We start from the raw sequence: 20927 nt of genomic DNA on the forward strand, positions 1-20927 counted from the left end.
TCACCTGGACTAGCGTAGCTGTACGTGAAGACGTCATTCGTGCTGCCCGCTGACTCTCAGCCGCTCGGCCGTCACCCGAAGGCGACCCCGGTGGGACAGCGGATCGCACTCCACCACAACACCTGCTTCGGCTGCGGCCCCGACGCTCCGGTCGGCCTGCGCCTGGCGGTGATCGCCGGTGAGGGAGTGACCGTGAATGCGAGCCTGGACGTCGTCGACTGGATGCAGGGCGGCCCCGGCGTGATCCACGGCGGCGTGCTCTCCGCGGCGTTCGACGAGGTGATGGGCACCTCGCCGCTGATGGCAGGGAAGGCCGTCGTCACCGGCCATCTGGAGATCGACTTCGCCGCGCCGATCCCGCTGGGCAGCACCCTGCACTTCACCGGGGAGGTGCTCGGCGGCGTCCGGCGCAAGGTCTACACCCGCGCCGTCGCCCATCTCGGCGATCCGGAGCGTCCGGTCGCCGCGGCGCACGCGCTGTTCATCACCATCGATGTCGAACAGCATTTCGCCGACTATCTGGACAAGGCGGTGAGCGGGGCGGACCAGTCGATCCGCGCCCGCGCCTAGGGCCCGCCTGAGCGGCAGCGGTGCGGTTCGGCGGTCAGAACGGTGCGTCGACGAGACCGAGGCGTGCGGTGGCCGCGGAGTGGGCTTCGAGCAGATTGCTGACCCGGGTGATTCGGATGCCTCTCGGCATCTCCTCGTCCTGGCTCCCCGCCGGAATGATGGCGTGCTGGAAGCCGAGCCGCTTGGCCTCCGCGACCCGGCGCGCCACCGACGGCACGCGCCGCACCTCGCCGGCCAGCCCCACCTCGCCGATCGCCACGGTCGACGACGGCACGGCGACGTCGCGGTGCGAGGAGTACAGGGCCAGGAAGATCGCCAGATCGGCCGCGGGTTCGGTGACCTTCATCCCGCCGACGGTGGAGGCGTAGACCTCCTTGCTGCTGGCCTTGATCCCCGCGTGCTTCTCGGCCACCGCGAGCATCATCGCCACTCGCGCCGAGTCGAGGCCGGATACCGCGCGCCGCGGAGAGCTCATCTGGGTGTCGTTGAGGAGGGCCTGGATCTGTCCGACCATCGCGCGCCGCCCGTCCATCGCGACCAGCGCCGCACTGCCGGGCACGTCCGACTCGTGCTGGTGGACGAAGATTCCGGACGGGTCGCTGACCTGATGGATGCCGTCGGAGCGCTGTTCGAAGCAGCCGACCTCGTCGGACGGGCCGAAGCGGTTCTTGATGCCGCGGACCATGCGCAGGGACGAGTGTCGGTCGCCCTCGAAGGCCAGGACGACGTCGACCAGATGCTCGAGGGAGCGGGGGCCCGCGACATTGCCGTCCTTGGTCACGTGCCCGACCAGGATCACCGCGATGCCCGAGGTCTTGGCCAGTGAGACGAGAGCGGTGGTGACCGCGCGGATCTGGGTGACGCCGCCGGTGACGCCGTCGGTCCCGGTGGCGACCATGGTCTGTACCGAGTCGACGATCAGCAGGGTCGGGGCGACCTCGTCGACGTGGCCCAGGACCGTCGCCAAGTCGGTCTCGGCGGCCAGGTAGATGTTCTCGTGGACCGCATCGGTCCGCTCGGCGCGCAGCCGCACCTGCCCGGCCGACTCCTCGCCCGTCACATACAGTGCGGTCTTGCCCTGCGCCGCCCAGTGCTTCACCGTCTCGAGCAGCAGCGTCGACTTGCCGACGCCGGGTTCGCCCGCCAACAGGATGACCGATCCAGGGACCACGCCGCGGCCGAGGACGCGGTCGAACTCGGCGATCCCGGTGGGGCAGGCGTTCGCGGAGTCGGAGGCGATGTCGGTGATTCGGCGAGCCGGACTCGAGGGGGCCACCGAGGCGGTGCCGGAACGGGCAGCGGCGGCGGCCGATTCGGCGATGGTTCCCCACTCGCCGCAGTCGGGGCACCGGCCCAACCACTTGGGCACCTGGTAACCGCACGCCGAACACCGGAAGATCGCTTTCGCCTTAGCCACGCGTTCACAGTAGGCGCAGGCTCTGACATCCAGATCCACCGACGCAAACGTCCCCCTCACGGCGTCTGCCGGACAATGCGTCCGGCAGACGCCGTGAGGGGGACGTTTGGCGTCAGCAGTCCATCGAACAAGACAGCGGTGCCCCGGTCTGAACGACCGGGACACCGCTGGTGAAGGGTCGGATCAGTGTCCGGCGCCGCCCTGCACGTCACGAACGATGTCCTGACGGTCCATGTCGGGGCCGCCGTCGACCGGCGTGGTGATGGTCGTCGAGACCTTCTCGACCTCCTTGCCCGACAGGTCGTAGACGGTGAAGCTGAAGGTCAGCGGGGTCGTCAGGCCGGCGGCGACGGTGTCGCCGGTGTTGGTCAGCTCGACGCTGAACTTGCTGTTGCCGGGCTGGTTGTCGCCATCGGTGTCGGTGTTCGACAGGACCGAGTCGCCGGCCAGGATCGCCTTGGTCGGGTGGATCCGAGTCGGATCCTCGCCGCCGGCGGCGGGCGGCGGCGTCATCTTGACCGTGCCGGTCTTGGCGGTGATGCTGTCGAGCTTGACGATGCGCGTCGGGCTGTCGTTCGAGATGAGGAAGGCCAGCTTGAACGGACCGCCGTCGCCGAAGATCTGTGCGGCCTTGTCGACCGGGTACAGCACGTGGACGTTGCGGATCGCGATCGACCCGTTCGTCATCTTCTCGCCGTTGTAGTCCGACGGCGTGAGCGTGATGGTGCCGTTGGCGCCGTTGATCGCCGGTTCCTGGTTGGCGGTCTGGGAGATCTTGCCCGAGCTGCAGGCCGTGGTGCCCAGCGCGATGGCGATGCCGAGCGCACCGACGGCAGCGGCTGAAGCCAGACGGCGGGTGGACCGATTGAGCACTGACACCATTTCCTCCGGGGTGGTCGTCGCGTTGTCCGCCGGTGATGCGAACTCTCACTACGCAGCGTAGTGGGCGGGCCCCGGATTTGTTCCCCCGGGTCGCCAGATTGCCTCGATGAGCTTAGCGTCGCGGCCGTCGAACCAGTGGGACAATGCCGCTTCCGCGACCGGGCCGAAAGGGGGCCAATACCGCCGTCGACCTGCCTGCGCATAGGTTGACCTGCACCGTTGGCGGAGGTCGAAGCGCGGCGCGTGTTAGACTTGTTACATTCGAAAGGGGCAGTGGACATTGAATTTCAAAGTTGGCGACACCGTTGTTTATCCCCATCACGGTGCTGCTCGAGTCGAAGACATCGTCGTCCGGACCATCAAGGGTGAAGAGGTCGAGTACCTGGTCCTGAAGGTTGCCGACGGTGACATGACGGTCCAGATTCCGTCCAGCAAGCTCGACTACGTGGGTGTACGCGACGTGGTCGGCGAGGAGGGCCTCGACGAGGTCTTCCAGGTGCTTCGGGCACCGCACACCGAAGAGCCCACGAACTGGGCGCGTCGGTTCAAGGCGAACCAGGAGAAGCTCATCTCCGGCGACATCATCAAGGTCGCCGAGATCGTCCGCGACCTGTGGCGGCGCGAGCAGGACCGCGGACTGTCGGCCGGCGAGAAGCGCATGCTGACCCGCGCGCGTCGCGTGCTGGTGGACGAGTTGTCGCTGGCCCAGCACACCGACGACGAGAAGGCCGACAGCATGCTCGACGAGATCCTGGCCACGGCATCCTGAACGGTCGGGTCGCCGCGCTGATCCCAGCCGCGGGAATGGGCACGCGCCTCGGTGAGGCGATCCCCAAGGCGTTCGTCGAGATCGGCGGGGTCACGCTGCTGGAGCTCAGTGCGGCAGCGGCCCGTCGGTCGGGTGTGGTCGACCAGATCGTGGTCGCGGCACCGGCCGAACTGATCGAACGGGCGGCGGCCCTCGTCCCGGACGCGATCGTCGTCCGAGGCGGAACGCAGCGGAGCGATTCGGTGCGGGCGGGCCTGGCGGCCGCGGCCGACGCCGAGTTGATCCTCGTTCATGACGCAGCACGCGCGCTCACACCGCCGGAGTTGTTCGCCACCGTGGTGGCGGCGCTTCGCGGTGGGGCGCGCGCCGTCGTTCCGGGGGTTCCGGTGGCCGACACGCTCAAGCGCGTCGACGCCGACGGCATCGTCCTGGGCACCCCGGACCGCGGCGAACTGCGTGCGGTCCAGACGCCCCAGGGCTTCACCGCGGATCTGCTCCACAGCGCGCATCGCGGGGGCGGCGACGCCACCGACGACGCCGGGCTGGTGGAGCAGATGGGGGTGCCGGTGCACGTGGTGCCCGGAGACGCCATGGCATTCAAAGTGACCACGCCCTTCGACCTCGCGCTGGCCCGGCTGATCGCCGAGCAGCGGAGCGGCAGAAGTGACAGGAGCTGACATGCGAGTCGGGATCGGCACCGACGTCCACCCGATCGAACCCGGGCGCGCCTGCTGGATGGTCGGCCTGCTCTTCGACGACGCCGACGGCTGTTCGGGACACTCCGACGGCGACGTCGGCGTCCACGCCCTGTGCGATGCGCTGCTGTCGGCTGCCGGGCTGGGCGACGTCGGCGCGGTGTTCGGCGTCGGCCGTCCCGAGTGGGAGGGCGTCACCGGCGCCCGGATGCTGGCCCACGTCCGCGAGCTCGTCGAGCGGGAGGGCCTGGTCCCGGTCAACGCGGCGGTGCAGGTCATCGGGAACCGCCCGCGCATCGGTCCGCGTCGCGCGCAGGCGCAGCAGGTGCTCTCCGACCTGCTCGGCGCACCGGTCTCGGTGTCCGGCACCACCAGCGACGGCCTCGGACTGACCGGTCGCGGTGAGGGGATCGCGGCGGTGGCGACGGCGCTGCTGGCGCTCAAGTAGAATTGCAGGCCGTGACTCTACGCCTGTACGACTCGGCCACCCGCGAGGTTCGCGACTTCGTTCCCCTTCGACCCGGAACGGCATCGGTGTACCTGTGCGGGGCCACGGTCCAGGGCGTTCCGCACATCGGGCACGTCCGCAGCGGCATCGCCTTCGACGTGCTCCGCCGCTGGCTCGCCTACCGCGGCCTCGACGTGTTGTTCGTTCGCAATGTCACCGACATCGACGACAAGATCCTCCGCAAGGCCGCCGACGCCGGCCGACCCTGGTGGGAGTGGGCGGCCACCCACGAACGCGAGTTCACCCGCGCCTACGACGCGCTCGGCGTCCTGCCGCCGTCGGCCGAACCGCGCGCCACCGGATTCGTCACCCAGATGGTCGAGTACATGCAGCGCCTCATCGACCGCGGCCACGCCTACACCGCCGACGGCAACGTCTACTTCGACGTCCGCAGCCTGCCCGAGTACGGCAGTCTGTCCGGCCACAGGCTCGAAGACGTCCACCAGGGCGAGAGCGCGGGCACCGGCAAACGCGATCCGCGTGACTTCACCCTCTGGAAGGCCGCCAAGCCGGGGGAGCCGTCGTGGCCCACGCCGTGGGGCGAGGGTCGGCCCGGCTGGCACCTGGAATGCTCCGCGATGTCCACGTCGCTCCTCGGTGCCGAGTTCGACATCCATTGCGGTGGAATGGATCTGATCTTCCCGCACCATGAGAACGAGATCGCCCAGAGCCACGGTGCAGGCGACGGCTTCGCCCAGTACTGGCTGCACAACGGCTGGGTCACGATGAGCGGCGAGAAGATGAGCAAGTCGCTCGGCAACGTCGTCGCGATTCCGGCGATGCTCGAGAAGGTGCGGCCGGTGGAACTGCGGTACTACCTCGGCAGCGCCCACTACCGCTCGATGCTCGAGTACTCCGACGGCGCGCTCACCGAGGCGGCCGCGGGCTATCGGCGCATCGAGTCGTTCGTCCACCGCGTCGTCGAACGGGTCGGGGAGGTCCCGGTCGGTGAGGTGACCGACGACTTCGCCGCGGCCCTCGACGACGACCTCGGCGTGCCCGCGGGCCTGGCTGCCGTCCACAACGCGGTTCGCGAAGGAAACACCGCGCTGGAGGCCGGCGACGGCGAGCGGGCCCGGGCGATCGCCGCGCAGGTGCGCGCCATGACCGGGGTGCTCGGCACCGACCCGCTCGATCCGCACTGGGCGGCCGAAGACGACGATGACACCGCGCACGCTGCGCTCGACGTGCTCATCAAGGCAGAATTGGAGCGGCGGGCGCAGGCGCGCGCCGCGAAGGACTGGACCGTCGCCGACGAGGTCCGCGATCGGCTCGCCGCAGCCGGCATCGAAGTCACCGACACTCCAGACGGCGCCTCCTGGGCGCTCAAATCGAAGGAACACTGATGGCGGGGAACTCCCAGCGTCGCGGCGCGATCCGCAAATCCGGCAGCAAGAAGGGGCAGACCGTCGGCTCCGGCGGGCAGCGACGGCGCGGTCTGGAGGGGCGCGGCGCCACGCCGAAGGCCGTCGACCGCGAGTACCACCCCGCGCACAAGAAGGCCAAGGCCGCGGCGAAGGCGTCGAACACCCGACGCCAGCACCGCAAGTCCGAAGACGGCGGTCCCGAGTACGTCGTCGGCCGCAACCCGGTCGTGGAATGCCTGCGCGCCGAGGTGCCCGCCACGGCGCTCTACGTGATGACCACGATCGACGCCGACGAACGCGTCAAGGAGGCGGTGCACACCGCAGGCGACCGCGGCATCTCCATCCTGGAGGTCGGCAAGCCGGAACTGGACCGGATGGTCGCCAACGGCATGCACCAGGGGCTGGCGCTGCAGGTGCCGGAGTACCGGTACGCCCATCCCGACGACCTGATGGCCGACGCCCAGGCGAGTGCGCAGGCACCGCTGCTGGTGGCGCTGGACAACATCACCGACCCGCGCAACCTCGGTGCGGTGATCCGCAGCGTCGCCGCGTTCGGCGGGCACGGCGTGGTGATCCCGCAGCGACGCAGCGCGGGCATGACGGCCGTCGCGTGGCGCACCAGTGCCGGTGCGGCCGCACGGCTGCCCGTCGCGACCACCCCCAACCTCAACCGCACCCTGCTGGACTGGGCCAAGAAGGGCGCGCAGATCGTCGGCCTGGACGCCGGCGGCGACGTCAGCCTCGACGACTACGACGGCACCGGCCCCACGGTGATCGTCGTCGGTTCCGAAGGCAAGGGGTTGTCGCGCCTGGTGCGCGAGAACTGCGACTCGATCCTGTCGATCCCGATCGCGAGCGAGGTGGAGAGCCTGAACGCGTCGGTCGCCGCGGGCGTGGTCCTCTCGGAGTTCGCGCGGCAGCGTCGCATGGCGTAGTCGCGGCCGGGGGCACGGTCGTGGGTGCGGATCGATAACGATCAGGCTCACGATTCTGAGAGTTCGCTATGCGTTCACTAATGTGTAACGAATGGCGGCTCAGAGTGTGCTACGGACGTGGGGTGAGCAGCTGCGTTCCGGGCGGCGCCTGGAGTTCACCGGCAGGACGTGGACGGTCGTCGTCGCACTGCTGATCGCCTTCGTCCTGGTGATCGAGGCGATCGCGCGGTTCAACCACATCCGCGGACCGGTCGGGCTGCTGGCGACCGACCTGGTCGGTCGGCCGGGGATCGGCGAGCTCAAGATGGCGGGCATGCTGCTGGCGTTGGTGTGCATGCCCGCGCGGCTGCGGGTGCCGGTCCTGGCGTCGACGGTCGGCCTCGAGCTGCTGTGGAACGCGCAGCGTTGGACGGTCGGCAACCCGGGAACGGTCGGCAACGGCATCCTGTTCGTCCTCCTCGGCACCGCGGTGCTGGCCGGATGGCGTATGCACGGCGTCGAACGCGCTGCGACGCTGAAGGCGGTCGGTCTCGGTCTGCTGCTGATCGTGATGGGACGCGTCGGCGACGTGTGGCTGGTGCTCTCCAGCCGCGCCAACACGAGCGTCCTCGACGAGTACGTCGAACTGGCCGACCGGGCGCTCGGCAGCCCGTCGTGGGCGGTGGGCTCGGTGGTCGCGCAGCATCCGTGGCTGACCGAGATCCTGATGAAGGTCTACGTCTACCTGCCGGTGGCGGCCGCGGTGATCGCCTTCTTCCAACTGCGCAACAGTGCGCGAGACGGCTTCCCGCGCCACCACATCGTTCGCACCTTCCTGTTGATCGGCATGGTGGGCCCCGTCGTCTACTTCCTGTTCCCGGTGGTCGGGCCGGTCTTCGCGTTCGGCGACGAACTTCCCGGAGCCGGCTGGCAGGCGGTGTGGCCGCTGCACCTGCCGGTGATCGGCGACCCGTCGGCGCTGCCCTTCGACTCGATCGTCCCGCGCAACTGCATGCCGAGCCTGCACACGGCCTGGGCCATGTGCATCCTGCTGCACGGCTGGCGAGGCTCGCCGGCGTCGAAGGTCTTCGGCGTCGTCTGGCTGGTGCTCACCACCGGCGCGACCCTCGGCTTCGGCTTCCACTATGCGGTCGACGTGCTGGCGGGCGTGGTGTTCACCCTCACCGTCGAAGCGGCACTCACCCGTCCGGAACTCGGGTGGACGCGGCACCGCGTCGCCGTGATCGCCTTCGGGACGGTCGCCTTCACCGCACTGCTGGCCTCGACGCGCTACCTGGCGGTCGAGCTGGCGGGCAGCGGCTTCGTCGGCGGACTGTCGCTGATCGTGCTGGTGCTCGTCGTGGTGGCGGCGTTCTTGACCATCGAGCTGTACCCCGAGACCGTCGAAGTCCCCGTCGACGTGACCGCGCCGCCGCTGCGCGGTCCCGCCGACGCGGTGGCGGCGCGAGCGCTGGCCGGTTCGGCCCGGGCCTGGGCGGGCGCCGCGGCGCTCACCCGAGCCGCGAAGAAGGATGCCTCGACCAGGCTCTGAGCAGGCTGTCGGACGCGAGCAGGATCAGCGCCACCCAGACGATTCCGAAGCCGATCCAGCGTTCGCGCGGCAGGTGCTCGCCCAGGAGCAGCACCGCGCACAGCAGCTGCATGATCGGGGTGATGAACTGGATCAGGCCGATCGTCACCAGCGGGATCCGCCGAGCGGCGGCCGCGAACAGCAGCAGCGGTACGGCGGTGGCGGCGCCGGAGAAGACCAGCAGACCGGTGTGCCAGGCGCCGTCGCCGAAGGTCGCGCCGGCCGGGGACAGGGCGACGACGACCAGGATCACGGCGGCGGCCGGCGACAGGATCGCCGTCTCCAGGGTCAGTCCGTGCAACGCGGGCAACGTGTCGCCGACCTTCTTCTTCACCAGGCCGTACAGGGCGAACGACGTCGCCAGCACCAGCGCCGTCGTCGGGAAGGTGCCCGCCGCGAACGCGAGGTAGGCCCCGGCGACCACCCCGACCGCGACGGCCGCCCACTGCAGCGGTCGCAGCCGTTCGCGGAGGATGACCACGCCCAGCGCGACGGTCGCGAGCGGGTTGAGGAAGTAGCCGAGTGCGGCGTCGCTGGTGTGTCCGGAGGTGACTGCGGCGACGTACACGACCCAGTTGGTGGCGATCAGGAAGGCGGCGGCGGTGACCCCGGCGAGCAGTCGCGGATGGTGGCGCAGCGACCGGGTCCACGACCAGTCGCGCATCACGGTCAGCGCGACCGCGCACAGCAGCATGGTCCAGACGATGCGGTGCGCGAGGATCTCCCACGGCCCGGCGGGGACCATCGCCGCGAACAGGAGGGGGAACAGCCCCCAGGCGCCGTAGGCGGCGAACCCGGCCAGGACGCCGCGGGTGGTCTCGGGTGTGTTCGCAGCGGGCCGGTCGGGGGCGGTCACCGGGCGCGCACGTCGACGCCGGCGTCGGCCAGTGCGGCTCGCACCCGACGGGCGTGCTCGACGGCGCCGGGGGTGTCGCCGTGCAGGCACACCGAGTCGGCGGCCACGTCGATCACGGTGCCGTCGACCGCGGTGAGACGACCGGACGCCACGAGTGAGACCACCCGGGCGGTGACCTCGTCGGGGTCGGTGAGCAGGGCGCCCGGTTCCGAGCGCGGGACGAGCGTCCCCTCGGGCGTGTAGCCGCGGTCGGCGAAGGCCTCGCGGATCACCTGCAGGCCCTGGTCGAGCGCGAGGCGTTCGACGGCCGAGCCGGGCAGGCACATGAGCGGCAGTCCGGCGGTGCCCGCGGCGTCGACGACCGCCGCGGCCTGGATCTCGTGGTGGACGATCGCGTTGTAGAGCGCGCCGTGCGGTTTGACGTAGTCGACGGTGCCGCCGACCGATTGGGCCAGCGAGCGAAGTGCGCCGATCTGGTACAGGATGTCGGCGGTCAGTTCGGCGGCGGCCAGATCCATGAAGCGGCGCCCGAAGCCGGCCAGGTCGGGGTAGGAGACCTGCGCGCCGATCCGCACGCCGGAGGCGACTGCACCTCGGCAGGTGTCGAGCAGTTCGCGCGGGGTGCCCGCATGGAAGCCGCACGAGACGTTCGCGCTGGTCACCAGCGTGAGCATGGCGTCGTCGTCGCCGACGCCCTCCCCGAGGTCGGCGTTCAGGTCGATTCTGTGCGCGGAGACAGCCACGCCATCGATGGTAGTCGGGGCCGGTTTCGGGGAGTCTCGCCGCGGTGTCGGATGAACTTCCCCGGTGAGGGTCGCCACCGTCGGTGGCGGGCGTGTGTCCGTTCATCGGGGAAGTTCGTCCGAAGCCGTGTCACGCGCCGGCGGGCACTGCATCGCCGATTCGATCCTCTAGGGTCGATCCCATGGCAGAAATGGACACGGTGGTGCAGACCCGCGACGGCGCGGTCGACGGGAAGCGCGGTAAGGGTGGGCGTCGCGGCACCATCTCGTGGCGGGGGATTCCGTTCGCGGACGCGCCCACCGGACAGTTCCGGTGGCGCGCGCCGCGTCCGCTGACTCCGTGGCCGGGGATTCGCGAATGCCACGACTACGGGCCCGCGCCGATCCAGGACAAGCTGTTCACCGCGCGCGGGGCGGGCAAGTTCCAGCCCCGCAGCGAGGACTGCCTGACGCTCAACGTGTTCTCGCCGTCGTCGGTGTCGGTGACACCGCGTCCGGTGATGGTGTTCAATTACGGCGGCGCCTACATCCTCGGCGGGTCGTCGACGCCGATCTACGACGGCTCCTACCTGGCGCGGGCGCGCGACGTGATCGTGGTGACCGTCAACTACCGATTCGGGCCGTTCGGCTTCCTGGACCTGAGCGACTACTCGACCGACGAGCGGACCTTCGATTCCAACGCCGGCCTGCGCGACATGGTCGCCGGTCTGGAATGGGTGCAGCGCAACATCGAGGCGTTCGGCGGCGACCCGGATCGAGTCACGGTGTTCGGGGAGAGCGCGGGCGGCTCGGCCGTGCTGACCCTGTTGTCGACGCCGTCGGCGGCCGGGACGTTCTCGCGGGCCATCTCGCAGAGCCCGGCGCCCGACCTGATCGTGTCCAAGGACAACGCCCGCATCTACGCCGACGAGTTCGTCCGTCTGTTGAAGGACCCCACCCGGCGCAAGGGCGCCGAGCGCGACGAGCCGCCGCTGGATCCCGAAGAGGTGATCCGCATCGTCGACCACGCCTCGTCGATGGAGCTGTTGAAGGCGGGCAACCGCCTGCTCGGGTTCAGCCGCGGTGCGCGCCTGACCGACTCGGTGCCGTTCGCGCCGGTGATCGACGGCGACTACCTGCCGCAGCACCCCACCGATGCGGCGCGCGACGGCAGGACCCATGCGGTGCCGACGATCGTCGGCAACAACAAGGACGAGGGCGAACTGTTCGCCCGGTTCTGGGACATCCTGCCCGACAACGAGCAGGCCCTCGTCGGGCTCGGCACCTCCGCCGACGTCGAAGACCTGGAGAACCTGTACCCGGACCATCGTCGCGCGGTGTTGATCGCCGCCGATGCGACCTTCTGGACGCCGACCATCCGCTTCGCGGGCTATCACAGCGCCCACGCGCCCACGTATGTCTACCGCTATGACTACGCGCCGAAGTTGTTGGAGCTCAGCGGAATCGGGGCCACTCACGCCACCGAACTGCTCGCGGTGTTCGGCACCTACCGCGATCCGATCGGCGTCGGTCTGGCGGCGGTGGGCAGTTGGGGATCGACCAAGCGGATCACCGCGACCATGCAGTCGCGGTGGACGTGGTTCGCCCGCACGGGCGTTCCCGCCCCCGACTGGCCGCAGTACACCGCCGACGATCGGCGGGTGATGATCCTCGACGATCCGCCGCGCGTGGAACTCGACCCGGACGGCCCGCGCCGCGAGGCATGGGACCGGGTGCATCTGGGGAACGGCGGGTGAATCGGCGCGGCGCCGCGGCGGCCGCGGTCGTCGCGGCGGCGCTCGTCCTGGCCGGGTGCTCGGACGATACCGCAGGCGGTGGCGGGACGACGTCTGTCGCGCCGACGACGAGCACCGCGCCGACGACGAGCACCGCGCCGAGCGTCGTCGACCCGTCGCCGACGAGCACGTCGACCACACCGGTGCTGCCGCCGCCGTATATCGCCTCGGCGACCTGGGTGCAGACGGCTGTCGGCCCGAGCCTGCAGATCGCGCCCACAGCCAACGGTCGGACGGTGTCGTCGCCGACGGCCGGCGCGGAGGCCTGGCGCGAGGTCCTCGCCCTCGACCCCGACGCCGACACTCCGGGCATGAGAGCCCAGTTCGACTGTCACTGGACGTTCGCCCGGCTGGTCCAGCCGAACAAGCCGACCTGGAACATCGAGCCCGACCGTCCGGTGGTCTCGCCGGAGGAGATGATCGCGGCGCGGTGCAATCCGGGCGCGCCGGAGGAGTAGGGCGGCGCCTCGCCCGACGACCCCGGTAGTTCGCGGTCCCAGGCCTGTTCGGCACAGACCAGGGTTGTTCGGCACCGGGGTCGTCCAATGTCAGGGTTGTTCGGTCCCAGGGTCATCCAGTACCGGGGTTGTCCGGTCGCAGGGTTGTTCAGTATCAGGGTTGTCGAGTAGCCCGCGAACGAAGTGAGCGAGCGTATCGAGACGTCGAGACGTCCACCCCCTGGCAGCCGACGCCGGCGGAGGGAGCCGTCTCGACGAGCTCGACGACCCTGAGAAGGCCCGACGACCCTGAGAAGGCCCGACGACCCTGAGAAGGCCCGACGACCCTGAGAAGGCCCGACGCCCCTCAGACTGCCCGACGCCACTGAGACGCCTCGACGACCCTGAGGGCGAGGCTGGACTCGGGAGTGAGGCGGCGTCTCGCCCGACGTCGACTCGCCGAAGGCATCAACGGTGCGCCTTTTGACCACCAGGTGGTCAAAAGGCGCACCGTTGATTGCCGCGTCGGCGTCGCCGCGGGCTGAGCGCGTCAGTCCCGCGCGCGCAGACCGAACACGCGGCAGAGCACGTAGATCGCGAACGAGATGGTGGTGACCATCACCGACACTGGAAGCTCGGGGGCCAGCGAGGCGATCAGGCCGCCGACGGCGGAGATCTCGGCGAAGAGCACCGACAGGACCAGCACGACCGTCGGGTTCGCCGACAGTCGGACGGCGGCGGCCGCGGGGGTGATGAGCAGGCTCATCACCAGCAGTGCGCCGATGATCTGCACGCCCTGCGCGGCGGCGAGGCCGACGAGGATCGCGAACACGACCGACAGCGCGCGCACGGGGACGCCGGAGGCGACGGCGACGCGCGGGTCGAGGCTGGCGAACAGCAGAGGCCGATAGATCAGGGCGTACACGGCGACGATGACCGCGGCGGTGATCGACACCGCGATCAGCCCGCCTCGTCCGACGCTGACGACCTGCCCGGTGAGCAGCGCGAATCCGGTGCCGACGCGGCCGTAGAGACTCAGGAACAGCACACCCAGGCCGAGGCCGAAGGCCATCACGACGCCGATCACCGAGTCGCGCTCGCGCGCGCGGTTGCCGAGCAGCCCGAAGACCGCAGCCGCGAGCACCGCGCCGATCACCCCGCCCAGGTTCACGCTGACCCCGGCCAGCAGGGCGGCGGCAGCGCCGGTGAACGAAAGCTCGGCGGCACCGTGCACGGCGAAGCTCATCTGGCGCGCGACGATCATCGGCCCCAGCAGCCCGCCGATCAGTCCGAGCAGGGCGATCGCGATCATCGACTCCTGCACGAAACCGCGCGAGAGCAGATCCGCCGTCTGCGAGAAGTTCCAGAAATCACCCAGGTCGGCGGCCAGCACCGTCGGGGTCGCGCTCACAGGTCGTCCCCGGCGATCGCGAACGCGGCGTCGGTGCCGAGTGCGTCGCCCGGGTAGTGATGGGTGAGGCAGTGGTGATCGTCCTCGCCGCCGAGGACGACGAGGCGTCCGCCGATGCGGAGGACCTCCACCGGGCTGCCGTACAGCTCGGTGAGGGTGCGCGAGTTCATCACTTCCTCGACCGGCCCGATGCGGAACGACCCGCCGGCCAGGTAGAGCACGCGGTCGACGAAGGGCAGGACCGGATTGAGTTCGTGGGTCACGAACAGGACGGCGGTCCCGTCACGCCGACGGCGGGTGTCGAGCAGGTCGACGACCACCTGCTGGCTGGCCAGGTCGAGGCTCGCCAAGGGCTCGTCGCACAGGAGGACGGCCGGGTCGCGGGTCAGCGCCTGGGCGATCCGCAGCCGCTGCTGCTCACCGCCCGACAGCAGGCCGAGCGGGCGGCCGGCGAACTCGTTCGCCCCCACCTGGGCGATCGCCGAGGAGACGGCGGCCCGACGTCGCGCCATGCCGCGCAGCCCCATGCCCCAGGCGGCGCCGTCGACGCCGAAGCCGACCAGGTCGCGTCCGCGCAGCATCATGCTGTCGGAGTCCTCGGCGTGCTGCTGCGGCACGTAGCCGATGCTGCCGCGGGAGGTGATGTGTCCGGCCGACAGCTCGGTCTGGCCGAGGATCGCGCGCATCAGCGAGGTCTTGCCCGACCCGTTGGGGCCGAGGACGGCGATGAACTCGCCGGGCGCGACGTCGAGATCGAGCCCCTCCCACAGGACGCGATCGCCGAACCGGAGGCCGGCGTCGCGGAAACTCAGGACCGGGTCGGTCGCCGGATCGGATTCGCTCATGCGGCGAGGGCCTTCGACAGGGCGTCGATCTGGGCGCGCTGCCAGGCGATGTAGTCGGTGACGCCCGCGGGCAGGGTCTCGGTGAACTCGACGATCGGGACCCCCGAGCGGCGCGCCACGTCGAGCACCGCCTTGGTGCCCGCGTCGACGGCCTGGGTGTTGTACACGAGCGCCTTGGCGCGACGCTGGGTGAGCAGATCGTCGAACGCGGCGCGGTCTGCGGCCGACGGCGACTGGCCGTGCTCGACGGCGTCGACGAAGCCCTGCGGGGCGATCTCGACGAGGCCGGCGTCGGTCAGGATCGCTGCGGCGAGCGGTTCGGTGGAGGCGACCGGGGTGCCGTCGTGCTGCTTCTTCATCTCGGCGAGCGTAGCGCGCAGTCCGTCGATCCGACCGGTGAACTCGGCGGCCCGGGCCCGGTAGTAGTCGGCGTTGGCGGGGGCGATCTCGGCGAGGTCGTTCGCGATGGCGTTCGCGGTGTCGGCGACGGCGGCCAGGTCGTAGAAGACGTGCTCGTTGCCGCGGGACTTGTCGGCGCGCACGTCGTCGGCCACCACCTTGCGGCCCTGCGCGCCGTCGGATGCGGTCTCCATGAACGCGTCGTAGTGGCCGCCGTTCATCACGATCAGGTTGGCGTCGTGCACGCGTGCGGTGTCGGCGCTCGACGGTTCGAACTCGTGCGGATCGCCGTCGGGGGAGGAGTACAGCGCGGTGACCTCGGCGTGCTCGCCGCCGACCGCCCGCGCGACCGCCGCCCACACGTCGGTGGAGGTCACGACCACCGGCTTGTCGGTCGCGGCGGGCCCGTCGGAGCCGCTGCACGCGGTCGCGACGATCGCGGTCAACAGCGCGATCAGGGCCAGCAGGACGCGACGCGCGCTCCCGGAGTTCGTCATGCGGAGGTCCACCTTCGATAGATAATGAAAATCGTTACCGGCAGAGTGTATTACCGGAGCGGGGCCTTGTCGAAGCGATGCCTGCCTGCGCATATGTCGCGGCGACGATGGTGGCGCAGGCCTCACGACGCCTCCCCGCGCGCGGATTCATTACTCTGGAGGGCATGACCGTCGGCCCAGCCCCGAGGCGCATCGCGCTGATCTCGGTGCACACCTCCCCCCTGGCCCAGCCCGGAACCGGTGACGCCGGCGGGATGAACGTCTACGTCTGGCAGACCGCGACCCGACTGGCCCGACGCGGCGTCGAAGTCGAGATCTTCACTCGCGCAACGTCGTCGGCCGACGCGCCGGTGGTCGACGCCGCCCCCGGAGTCACCGTCCGCAACGTGGTCGCCGGGCCTTTCGACGGCCTCGACAAGCGTGATCTGCCCGGTCAGCTCTGCGCCTTCTCGGCCAACGTCCTGCGCGCCGAAGCCGCCCAGGAACCCGGCCACTACGACCTCATCCACTCGCACTACTGGCTGTCGGGCCAAGTGGGCTGGCTGGCGCGCGACCGCTGGGGCGTTCCGCTCGTGCACACCGCGCACACGCTCGGCGCAGTCAAGAACGCCTCCCTCGCCGTCGGCGACGCCGCCGAACCGATGGTGCGCGTGGTCGGCGAGCAGCAGGTGGTCGACGAGGCGGACCGGCTCATCGCGAACACCACCACCGAGGTCGCCGAACTGTCGCAGATGTACGGCGCCGACCGATCGCGCATCGACGTGGTGGTCCCCGGCGCCGACCTCGACCGGTACTCGCCCGGCGACCGCGTCGCCGCGCGGGCCCGGCTGGGACTCGACCCCGACGACGTGCTCGTGACCTTCGTCGGACGCATTCAGCCGCTCAAGGCGCCCGACGTCCTCGTCGCCGCGATGGCCCCGCTGATCAAACGCGACACCACCGGCCGGCTGCGGGTGATGGTGGTCGGCGGGCCGTCGGGCACCGGCCTGGCGCAGCCCTCGGCGCTGATCGACCTCGCCGCCGAACTCGGCATCGCCGACCGCGTCGACTTCCTCCCGCCGCAGCCCCCGGCCGAGCTGGTGCACGTGTACCGGGCCTCCGACCTCGTCGCGGTGCCCAGCTACTCGGAGAGCTTCGGCCTCGTCGCGATCGAAGCGCAGGCCTGCGGGGTGCCGGTGATCGCCGCGCGCGTCGGCGGTCTCGGGGTGGCCGTCGCCGACGGTCGGACCGGCGTCCTCGTCGACGGGCACGACATCGACTCCTGGACCGTGCGGCTCGGCGAACTGCTGGCCGACCCGACGCGCCGGGCCGAGATGGGTCGTGCCGCGGCCCGCCACGCCCAGCAGTTCTCCTGGGAGCACACCACCGACGCGCTGCTCGACAGCTACGGTCGGGCGATGGCCGCCTTCAACGGCGGGGTGCGGCCGGATCCGGCGCGGTTCGGCTTACGACGCTGGCGGAATCGAACGAGGGTGATGGCGTGAACGCGGAACAGACGATCGAGGCGCTGACGGCCGCGCTCGAGCAGACCGGCATCGAATACGTCCGGAAGTCGTCCGGCGGGGCGAAATCGGAGCACTTCATCGTCGAACTGCCCGGCGAACGCAAGCTCAAGACCACCGTGCTGCTGACCGCGGGTGCGCACGGGGTGCGCGTGGAGGCCTTCGTCTGCCGCCGCGCCGACGAGAACTTCGAGGCCGTCTACAAGTACCTGCTCAAGCGCAACCGCCGCCTCTACGGCATCGCGTACACCCTCGACAACGTCGGCGACATCTACCTCGTCGGTCGGATCTCGGTGGATGCCCTGACCCGCACCGAGGTGGACCGGATCCTGGGGCAGGTCCTGGAGGCCGCCGACGGCGACTTCAACCAGATCCTCGAGATCGGCTTCCTCACCTCGATCAAGCGCGAATGGGCCTGGCGTCGGTCGCGCGGGGAGTCGATGCGCAACCTCGAGGCCTTCGCGCATCTCATCGACGAGGACGACCTGCCGGAGATCGCGCCCCTCGACGACCCGGACGCGCAGCCGGTGTGGTCGGTCGGCGACGGCCCCTCATAGCGCCGGAAAGCCGTGCGCGGCGGGCGGCTTGCGCGGATCGTCGGGTACGGTGAGACCCACGACAACGATGACAACAATCGTTGTCTTATGAGTCTTCGCGTGCCGATTTGAAGGGCGACCCATGAGCTTCTCCTCCCCGTACCCCGACGTCGAGATCCCGAACGTCAGCGTCTACGACTACCTGTTCGGTTCGCTTGCGGAATCCGACCTGGACCGGACCGCCCTCATCGATTCGACGTCGGGCGCCGTCACCACGTACCGGCAGCTGGTCGGGCAGATCGACGCGGCCGCCGGGGCGCTCGCGGCGCGCGGCATCGGGGTCGGCGACGTGGTCGCGGTCCTCTCGCCGAACATCCCCGCCTTCGCGACGGTCTTCCACGGGATCCTGCGGTCGGGCGCCACCGCGACCACCCTCAACGCGCTGTTCACCGCACCGGAGATCCGCAAGCAGCTCGTCGACTCGAAGGCGCAGCTGATCATCACGATCTCCCTGCTCGCGCCCGCAGCGCTGGAGGCGGCGCGCGAGGTCGGCCTGGCCGACGATGCGATCATCGTCCTCGACGGTGAGGGACAGGCCGCGAGCGGTCATCCCAACGCCGCCGACCTGCTCGGTGCCGGACTCCCGGCGCCCGAGGTGAGCTTCGACCCGGCCACCCACATCGCCGTCCTGCCCTACAGCTCGGGAACCACCGGCAACCCCAAGGGCGTGATGCTCAGCCACCGCAACCTGGTCGCGAACGTCGCACAGCTGGAACCGCTCCAGGGGATGAAGTCCGACGACGTCGTCCTGGCGGTGCTGCCCTTCTTCCACATCTACGGGATGACCGTCCTGCTCAACGCGGCGCTCAAGGCGCGGGCCGCCCTGTTCGTGATGCCGCGCTTCGACCTGGTCGCCTTCCTCGAGGGCATCCAGAAGCACAAGGTCACCTACGCCTTCATCGCGCCGCCGGTGGCCGTCGCGCTGGCCAAGCATCCGATCATCGACGAGTACGACCTGTCGTCGCTGCACACCATGCTCTCGGGTGCGGCGCCGCTCGACGAGGAACTGGGGCAGGCCGTCGCCAAGCGCCTGAACCTGCACATGCTGCAGGGCTTCGGCATGAGCGAGCTCTCGCCGGTGAGCCACCTGATCCCGTTCGACGGCGGCGTCGGCGCCCACGGCGCACACGCCCCGCTGTCGTCGGTGGGATGGGCGGTGCCGAACTCGGAGAACCGGATCGTCGACCCGGCCACCGGCGCCGACGTCGACGTCCCGGCCGAGGGCGTCTCGGAACCCGGTGAGCTGTGGGTCCGCGGCCCCAACGTGATGGTCGGCTACCTCAACAACGACGAGGCGACCGCCGAGACCATCGTCGACGGCGGCTGGCTGCGCACCGGCGACATGGCCACCGTCGACGCCGGCGGCTGCGTCACCATCGTCGACCGCCTCAAGGAGCTCATCAAGTACAAGGGCTACCAGGTGCCGCCGGCCGAGCTGGAGGCGTTGCTGCTGACGCATCCGCAGATCGCCGACGCCGCCGTGATCGGTGTCAACGACGCCGACGGCGAGGAGATCCCGAAGGCCTTCGTGGTGCTCGCCGACGGCGCGCAGCTGACGGCCGAGGAGGTCATGGCCTTCACCGCCGAACGCGTGGCGCCCTACAAGAAGGTGCGCGCGGTCGAGTTCATCGAGACCGTCCCGAAGTCGGCGGCGGGCAAGATCCTGCGCAAGGACCTGCGCGCGTAGAACGGTGCGCATCAGGGACGCGATCCCGAGTCCGAACTCGACGGGCGGACCGCAGCACCGGGAATCGCCCACCTGATGCAGACGCGAGCAGGACGCTCATCGCGCGCCGCCGGCAATGTGCCGGAGGTGCGCGGTGAGCGTCCTGCTTTCAGCGGTGGCGTAGCCGGGGCACGCCGCCGCTCGGCTCGGGCCGGCGATAGTCGAGTCACACCCGAGCCGACCGCCGCGGGCGGTATGGGAAACTAACCGGCATGAGCAACGGCACCTTGATTCTGATGCGTCACGGCGAGAGCGAGTGGAACGCGTCCAACCAGTTCACCGGCTGGGTCGACGTCGCACTCACCGACAAGGGACGGGCCGAGGCCGTCCGCGCGGGCGAACTGCTCGTCGAGCACGACCTGCTGCCCGACGTGCTGTACACCTCGCTGCTGCGCCGCGCCATCATCACCGCGCAGATCGCGCTCGACACCGCCGACCGCCACTGGATCCCGGTGGTCCGCGACTGGCGTCTCAACGAGCGGCACTACGGCGCGCTGCAGGGGCTGAACAAGGCCGAGACCAAGGCCAAGTACGGCGACGAGCAGTTCATGCTGTGGCGTCGCAGCTACGACACCCCGCCGCCGGCGATCGCCGCCGACGCCGAGTACAGCCAGGTGGGCGACCCGCGATACGCCGACATCGAGGTCCCGCTCACCGAGTGCCTGCAGGACGTCGTCAAGCGGCTGATCCCGTACTACACCGAGGCGATCGAAGCCGATCTGCGTGCGGGCAAGACCGTGCTGGTGGCCGCGCACGGCAACTCGCTGCGCGCCCTCGTCAAGCACCTGGACGGCATCTCCGACGCCGACATCGCCGAGCTGAACATCCCCACCGGCAACCCGCTGCGCTACGACCTCGACGAGAACCTGCGCCCGGTCACCCGGGGCGGGGTCTACCTGGATCCGGAGGCCGCCGCCGCAGGCGCGGCAGCCGTTGCCGCACAGGGCAATAAGTAGCACTTCCCCTACCGGAGAGTGCCGTCGAGCCGCAGATGGCGCGCCCCGTGTGGCCTGCGCTACATTGGATCGTATGGCTGACGGCACTCTCCAGGTAACCCATCTGTCTGTACAGGAGCGCTACCGCGCTGACGTGGCCGACGGCGACGGCCAACCGGTCGAAGTCGGCTATGTCGACTACACGCAGGACGGCGATCGTCTCGCGCTCACGCACACCGTCGTCTACGAACGCTTCGGCGGCCGCGGTTTCGCCGCTCAGCTGGTCAAGCACGTCCTCGACGACATCCGCGCCAACGGGCAGACGGCCGTCCCCGTCTGTTCATACGTCCGCAAATACCTCGAGAAGCACCCCGAGTACGGCGACATCATCGCCTCCTGACCGCTGGAGTTCACCCTCGCGCAACCCAGGCGAACCGGGCGTGAACGAGGGTCGAACACTGCCCGCCCAGGCTGCGAACATCGGTTGATCCG

At 70.1% G+C, this 20927-nt stretch carries 21 protein-coding genes; 14 read left to right on the top strand and 7 right to left on the bottom strand.

The genetic code is table 11. The features are described 5' to 3' along the window. The first annotated feature begins 24 nt into the window (after positions 1–24). Positions 25–570, top strand: coding sequence for a PaaI family thioesterase (locus AAFO60_RS11580; protein ID WP_347956350.1), 546 nt, complete (start codon positions 25–27; stop codon positions 568–570). 34 nt (positions 571–604) lie between these two features. On the opposite strand, the gene radA is transcribed toward AAFO60_RS11580, so the two are convergent. Together radA and AAFO60_RS11590 are read right to left on the bottom strand one after the other, a co-directional pair. Continuing rightward, the gene (gene radA / locus AAFO60_RS11585; RefSeq protein WP_347956351.1) at positions 605–1987 is read right to left on the bottom strand and encodes a DNA repair protein RadA; all 1383 of its coding nucleotides are present in this window, start codon (positions 1985–1987) and stop codon (positions 605–607) included. Positions 1988–2170: 183 nt separating this feature from the next. Continuing rightward, complete coding sequence (locus AAFO60_RS11590) at positions 2171–2869, bottom strand: copper-binding protein (protein ID WP_347956352.1); 699 nt, start codon at positions 2867–2869, stop codon at positions 2171–2173. A gap of 280 nt (positions 2870–3149) precedes the next feature. On the opposite strand from AAFO60_RS11590, the gene AAFO60_RS11595 reads away from it, so the two are divergent. The 6 genes from AAFO60_RS11595 (at position 3150) to AAFO60_RS11620 (ending at position 8674) form a co-directional block, all read left to right on the top strand. Beyond that, a complete protein-coding gene (locus AAFO60_RS11595; RefSeq protein ID WP_347956353.1) occupies positions 3150–3638 on the top strand; it encodes a CarD family transcriptional regulator in 489 nt (162 codons plus the stop codon). Next, entirely contained in the window at positions 3635–4315 is a 681-nt protein-coding gene (gene ispD, locus AAFO60_RS11600) for a 2-C-methyl-D-erythritol 4-phosphate cytidylyltransferase (protein WP_347956445.1), read from the top strand. The genes AAFO60_RS11595 and ispD overlap by 4 nt, the downstream gene beginning before the upstream one ends. A 1-nt stretch (position 4316) precedes the next feature. Continuing rightward, positions 4317–4781: a 2-C-methyl-D-erythritol 2,4-cyclodiphosphate synthase gene (gene ispF, locus AAFO60_RS11605; protein WP_347956354.1), complete on the top strand. Its 465-nt coding sequence runs from the start codon at positions 4317–4319 to the stop codon at positions 4779–4781. An 11-nt stretch (positions 4782–4792) separates the two neighbouring features. Then, entirely contained in the window at positions 4793–6187 is a 1395-nt protein-coding gene (gene cysS, locus AAFO60_RS11610) for a cysteine--tRNA ligase (protein WP_347956355.1), read from the top strand. Then, positions 6187–7143: a 23S rRNA (guanosine(2251)-2'-O)-methyltransferase RlmB gene (rlmB, locus tag AAFO60_RS11615; protein WP_347956356.1), complete on the top strand. Its 957-nt coding sequence runs from the start codon at positions 6187–6189 to the stop codon at positions 7141–7143. Before cysS ends, rlmB begins: the two co-directional genes overlap by 1 nt. Positions 7144–7234: 91 nt before the next feature. Further along, positions 7235–8674 (top strand): phosphatase PAP2 family protein, encoded by a 1440-nt coding sequence (locus tag AAFO60_RS11620; protein ID WP_347956357.1) that lies wholly within the window; start codon positions 7235–7237, stop codon positions 8672–8674. On the opposite strand, the gene rarD is transcribed toward AAFO60_RS11620, so the two are convergent. Then, entirely contained in the window at positions 8634–9569 is a 936-nt protein-coding gene (rarD, locus tag AAFO60_RS11625; RefSeq protein ID WP_347956358.1) for an EamA family transporter RarD, read from the bottom strand. The genes AAFO60_RS11620 and rarD overlap by 41 nt on opposite strands. Continuing rightward, positions 9566–10312 carry a LamB/YcsF family protein gene (locus tag AAFO60_RS11630; protein WP_347956359.1) on the bottom strand — a complete coding sequence of 249 codons (747 nt, stop codon included), beginning with the start codon at positions 10310–10312 and terminating at the stop codon, positions 9566–9568. Before AAFO60_RS11630 ends, rarD begins: the two co-directional genes overlap by 4 nt. A 182-nt stretch (positions 10313–10494) precedes the next feature. Here AAFO60_RS11630 and AAFO60_RS11635 point away from each other — a divergent pair, with 182 nt between their 5' ends. Next, entirely contained in the window at positions 10495–12048 is a 1554-nt protein-coding gene (locus tag AAFO60_RS11635) for a carboxylesterase/lipase family protein (protein ID WP_347956360.1), read from the top strand. Next, positions 12015–12545, top strand: a complete 531-nt coding sequence (locus AAFO60_RS11640; RefSeq protein WP_424307184.1) for a DUF2599 domain-containing protein — start codon at positions 12015–12017, stop codon at positions 12543–12545. The genes AAFO60_RS11635 and AAFO60_RS11640 overlap by 34 nt, the downstream gene beginning before the upstream one ends. A gap of 529 nt (positions 12546–13074) precedes the next feature. Here AAFO60_RS11640 and AAFO60_RS11645 read toward each other — a convergent pair. From AAFO60_RS11645 to AAFO60_RS11655, 3 genes are read right to left on the bottom strand one after another with little or no spacing between them, the layout of a single operon-like run. Then, the gene (locus tag AAFO60_RS11645) at positions 13075–13935 is read right to left on the bottom strand and encodes a metal ABC transporter permease (RefSeq protein ID WP_347956362.1); all 861 of its coding nucleotides are present in this window, start codon (positions 13933–13935) and stop codon (positions 13075–13077) included. Then, positions 13932–14780 (bottom strand): metal ABC transporter ATP-binding protein, encoded by an 849-nt coding sequence (locus tag AAFO60_RS11650; RefSeq protein ID WP_347956363.1) that lies wholly within the window; start codon positions 14778–14780, stop codon positions 13932–13934. The genes AAFO60_RS11645 and AAFO60_RS11650 overlap by 4 nt, the downstream gene beginning before the upstream one ends. Then, positions 14777–15676: a metal ABC transporter solute-binding protein, Zn/Mn family gene (locus tag AAFO60_RS11655; RefSeq protein WP_347956364.1), complete on the bottom strand. Its 900-nt coding sequence runs from the start codon at positions 15674–15676 to the stop codon at positions 14777–14779. Before AAFO60_RS11655 ends, AAFO60_RS11650 begins: the two co-directional genes overlap by 4 nt. Before the next feature lie 164 nt (positions 15677–15840). On the opposite strand from AAFO60_RS11655, the gene mshA reads away from it, so the two are divergent. From mshA to AAFO60_RS11680, 5 genes are all read left to right on the top strand, one after another. Next, positions 15841–17160 (top strand): D-inositol-3-phosphate glycosyltransferase, encoded by a 1320-nt coding sequence (mshA, locus tag AAFO60_RS11660; RefSeq protein ID WP_347956365.1) that lies wholly within the window; start codon positions 15841–15843, stop codon positions 17158–17160. Continuing rightward, complete coding sequence (locus AAFO60_RS11665; RefSeq protein ID WP_347956366.1) at positions 17157–17735, top strand: YbjN domain-containing protein; 579 nt, start codon at positions 17157–17159, stop codon at positions 17733–17735. The genes mshA and AAFO60_RS11665 overlap by 4 nt, the downstream gene beginning before the upstream one ends. 121 nt (positions 17736–17856) lie before the next feature. Continuing rightward, positions 17857–19461, top strand: a complete 1605-nt coding sequence (locus AAFO60_RS11670; protein WP_347956367.1) for an AMP-binding protein — start codon at positions 17857–17859, stop codon at positions 19459–19461. 251 nt (positions 19462–19712) lie between these two features. Next, entirely contained in the window at positions 19713–20456 is a 744-nt protein-coding gene (locus AAFO60_RS11675) for a phosphoglyceromutase (protein WP_347956368.1), read from the top strand. A gap of 73 nt (positions 20457–20529) precedes the next feature. Further along, a complete protein-coding gene (locus AAFO60_RS11680; protein WP_347956369.1) occupies positions 20530–20835 on the top strand; it encodes a GNAT family N-acetyltransferase in 306 nt (101 codons plus the stop codon). Positions 20836–20927 lie beyond the last annotated feature (92 nt).

This window comes from Gordonia aichiensis (assembly GCF_039946255.1).
GTDB classification, from domain to species: Bacteria; Actinomycetota; Actinomycetes; order Mycobacteriales; family Mycobacteriaceae; genus Gordonia; species Gordonia aichiensis_A.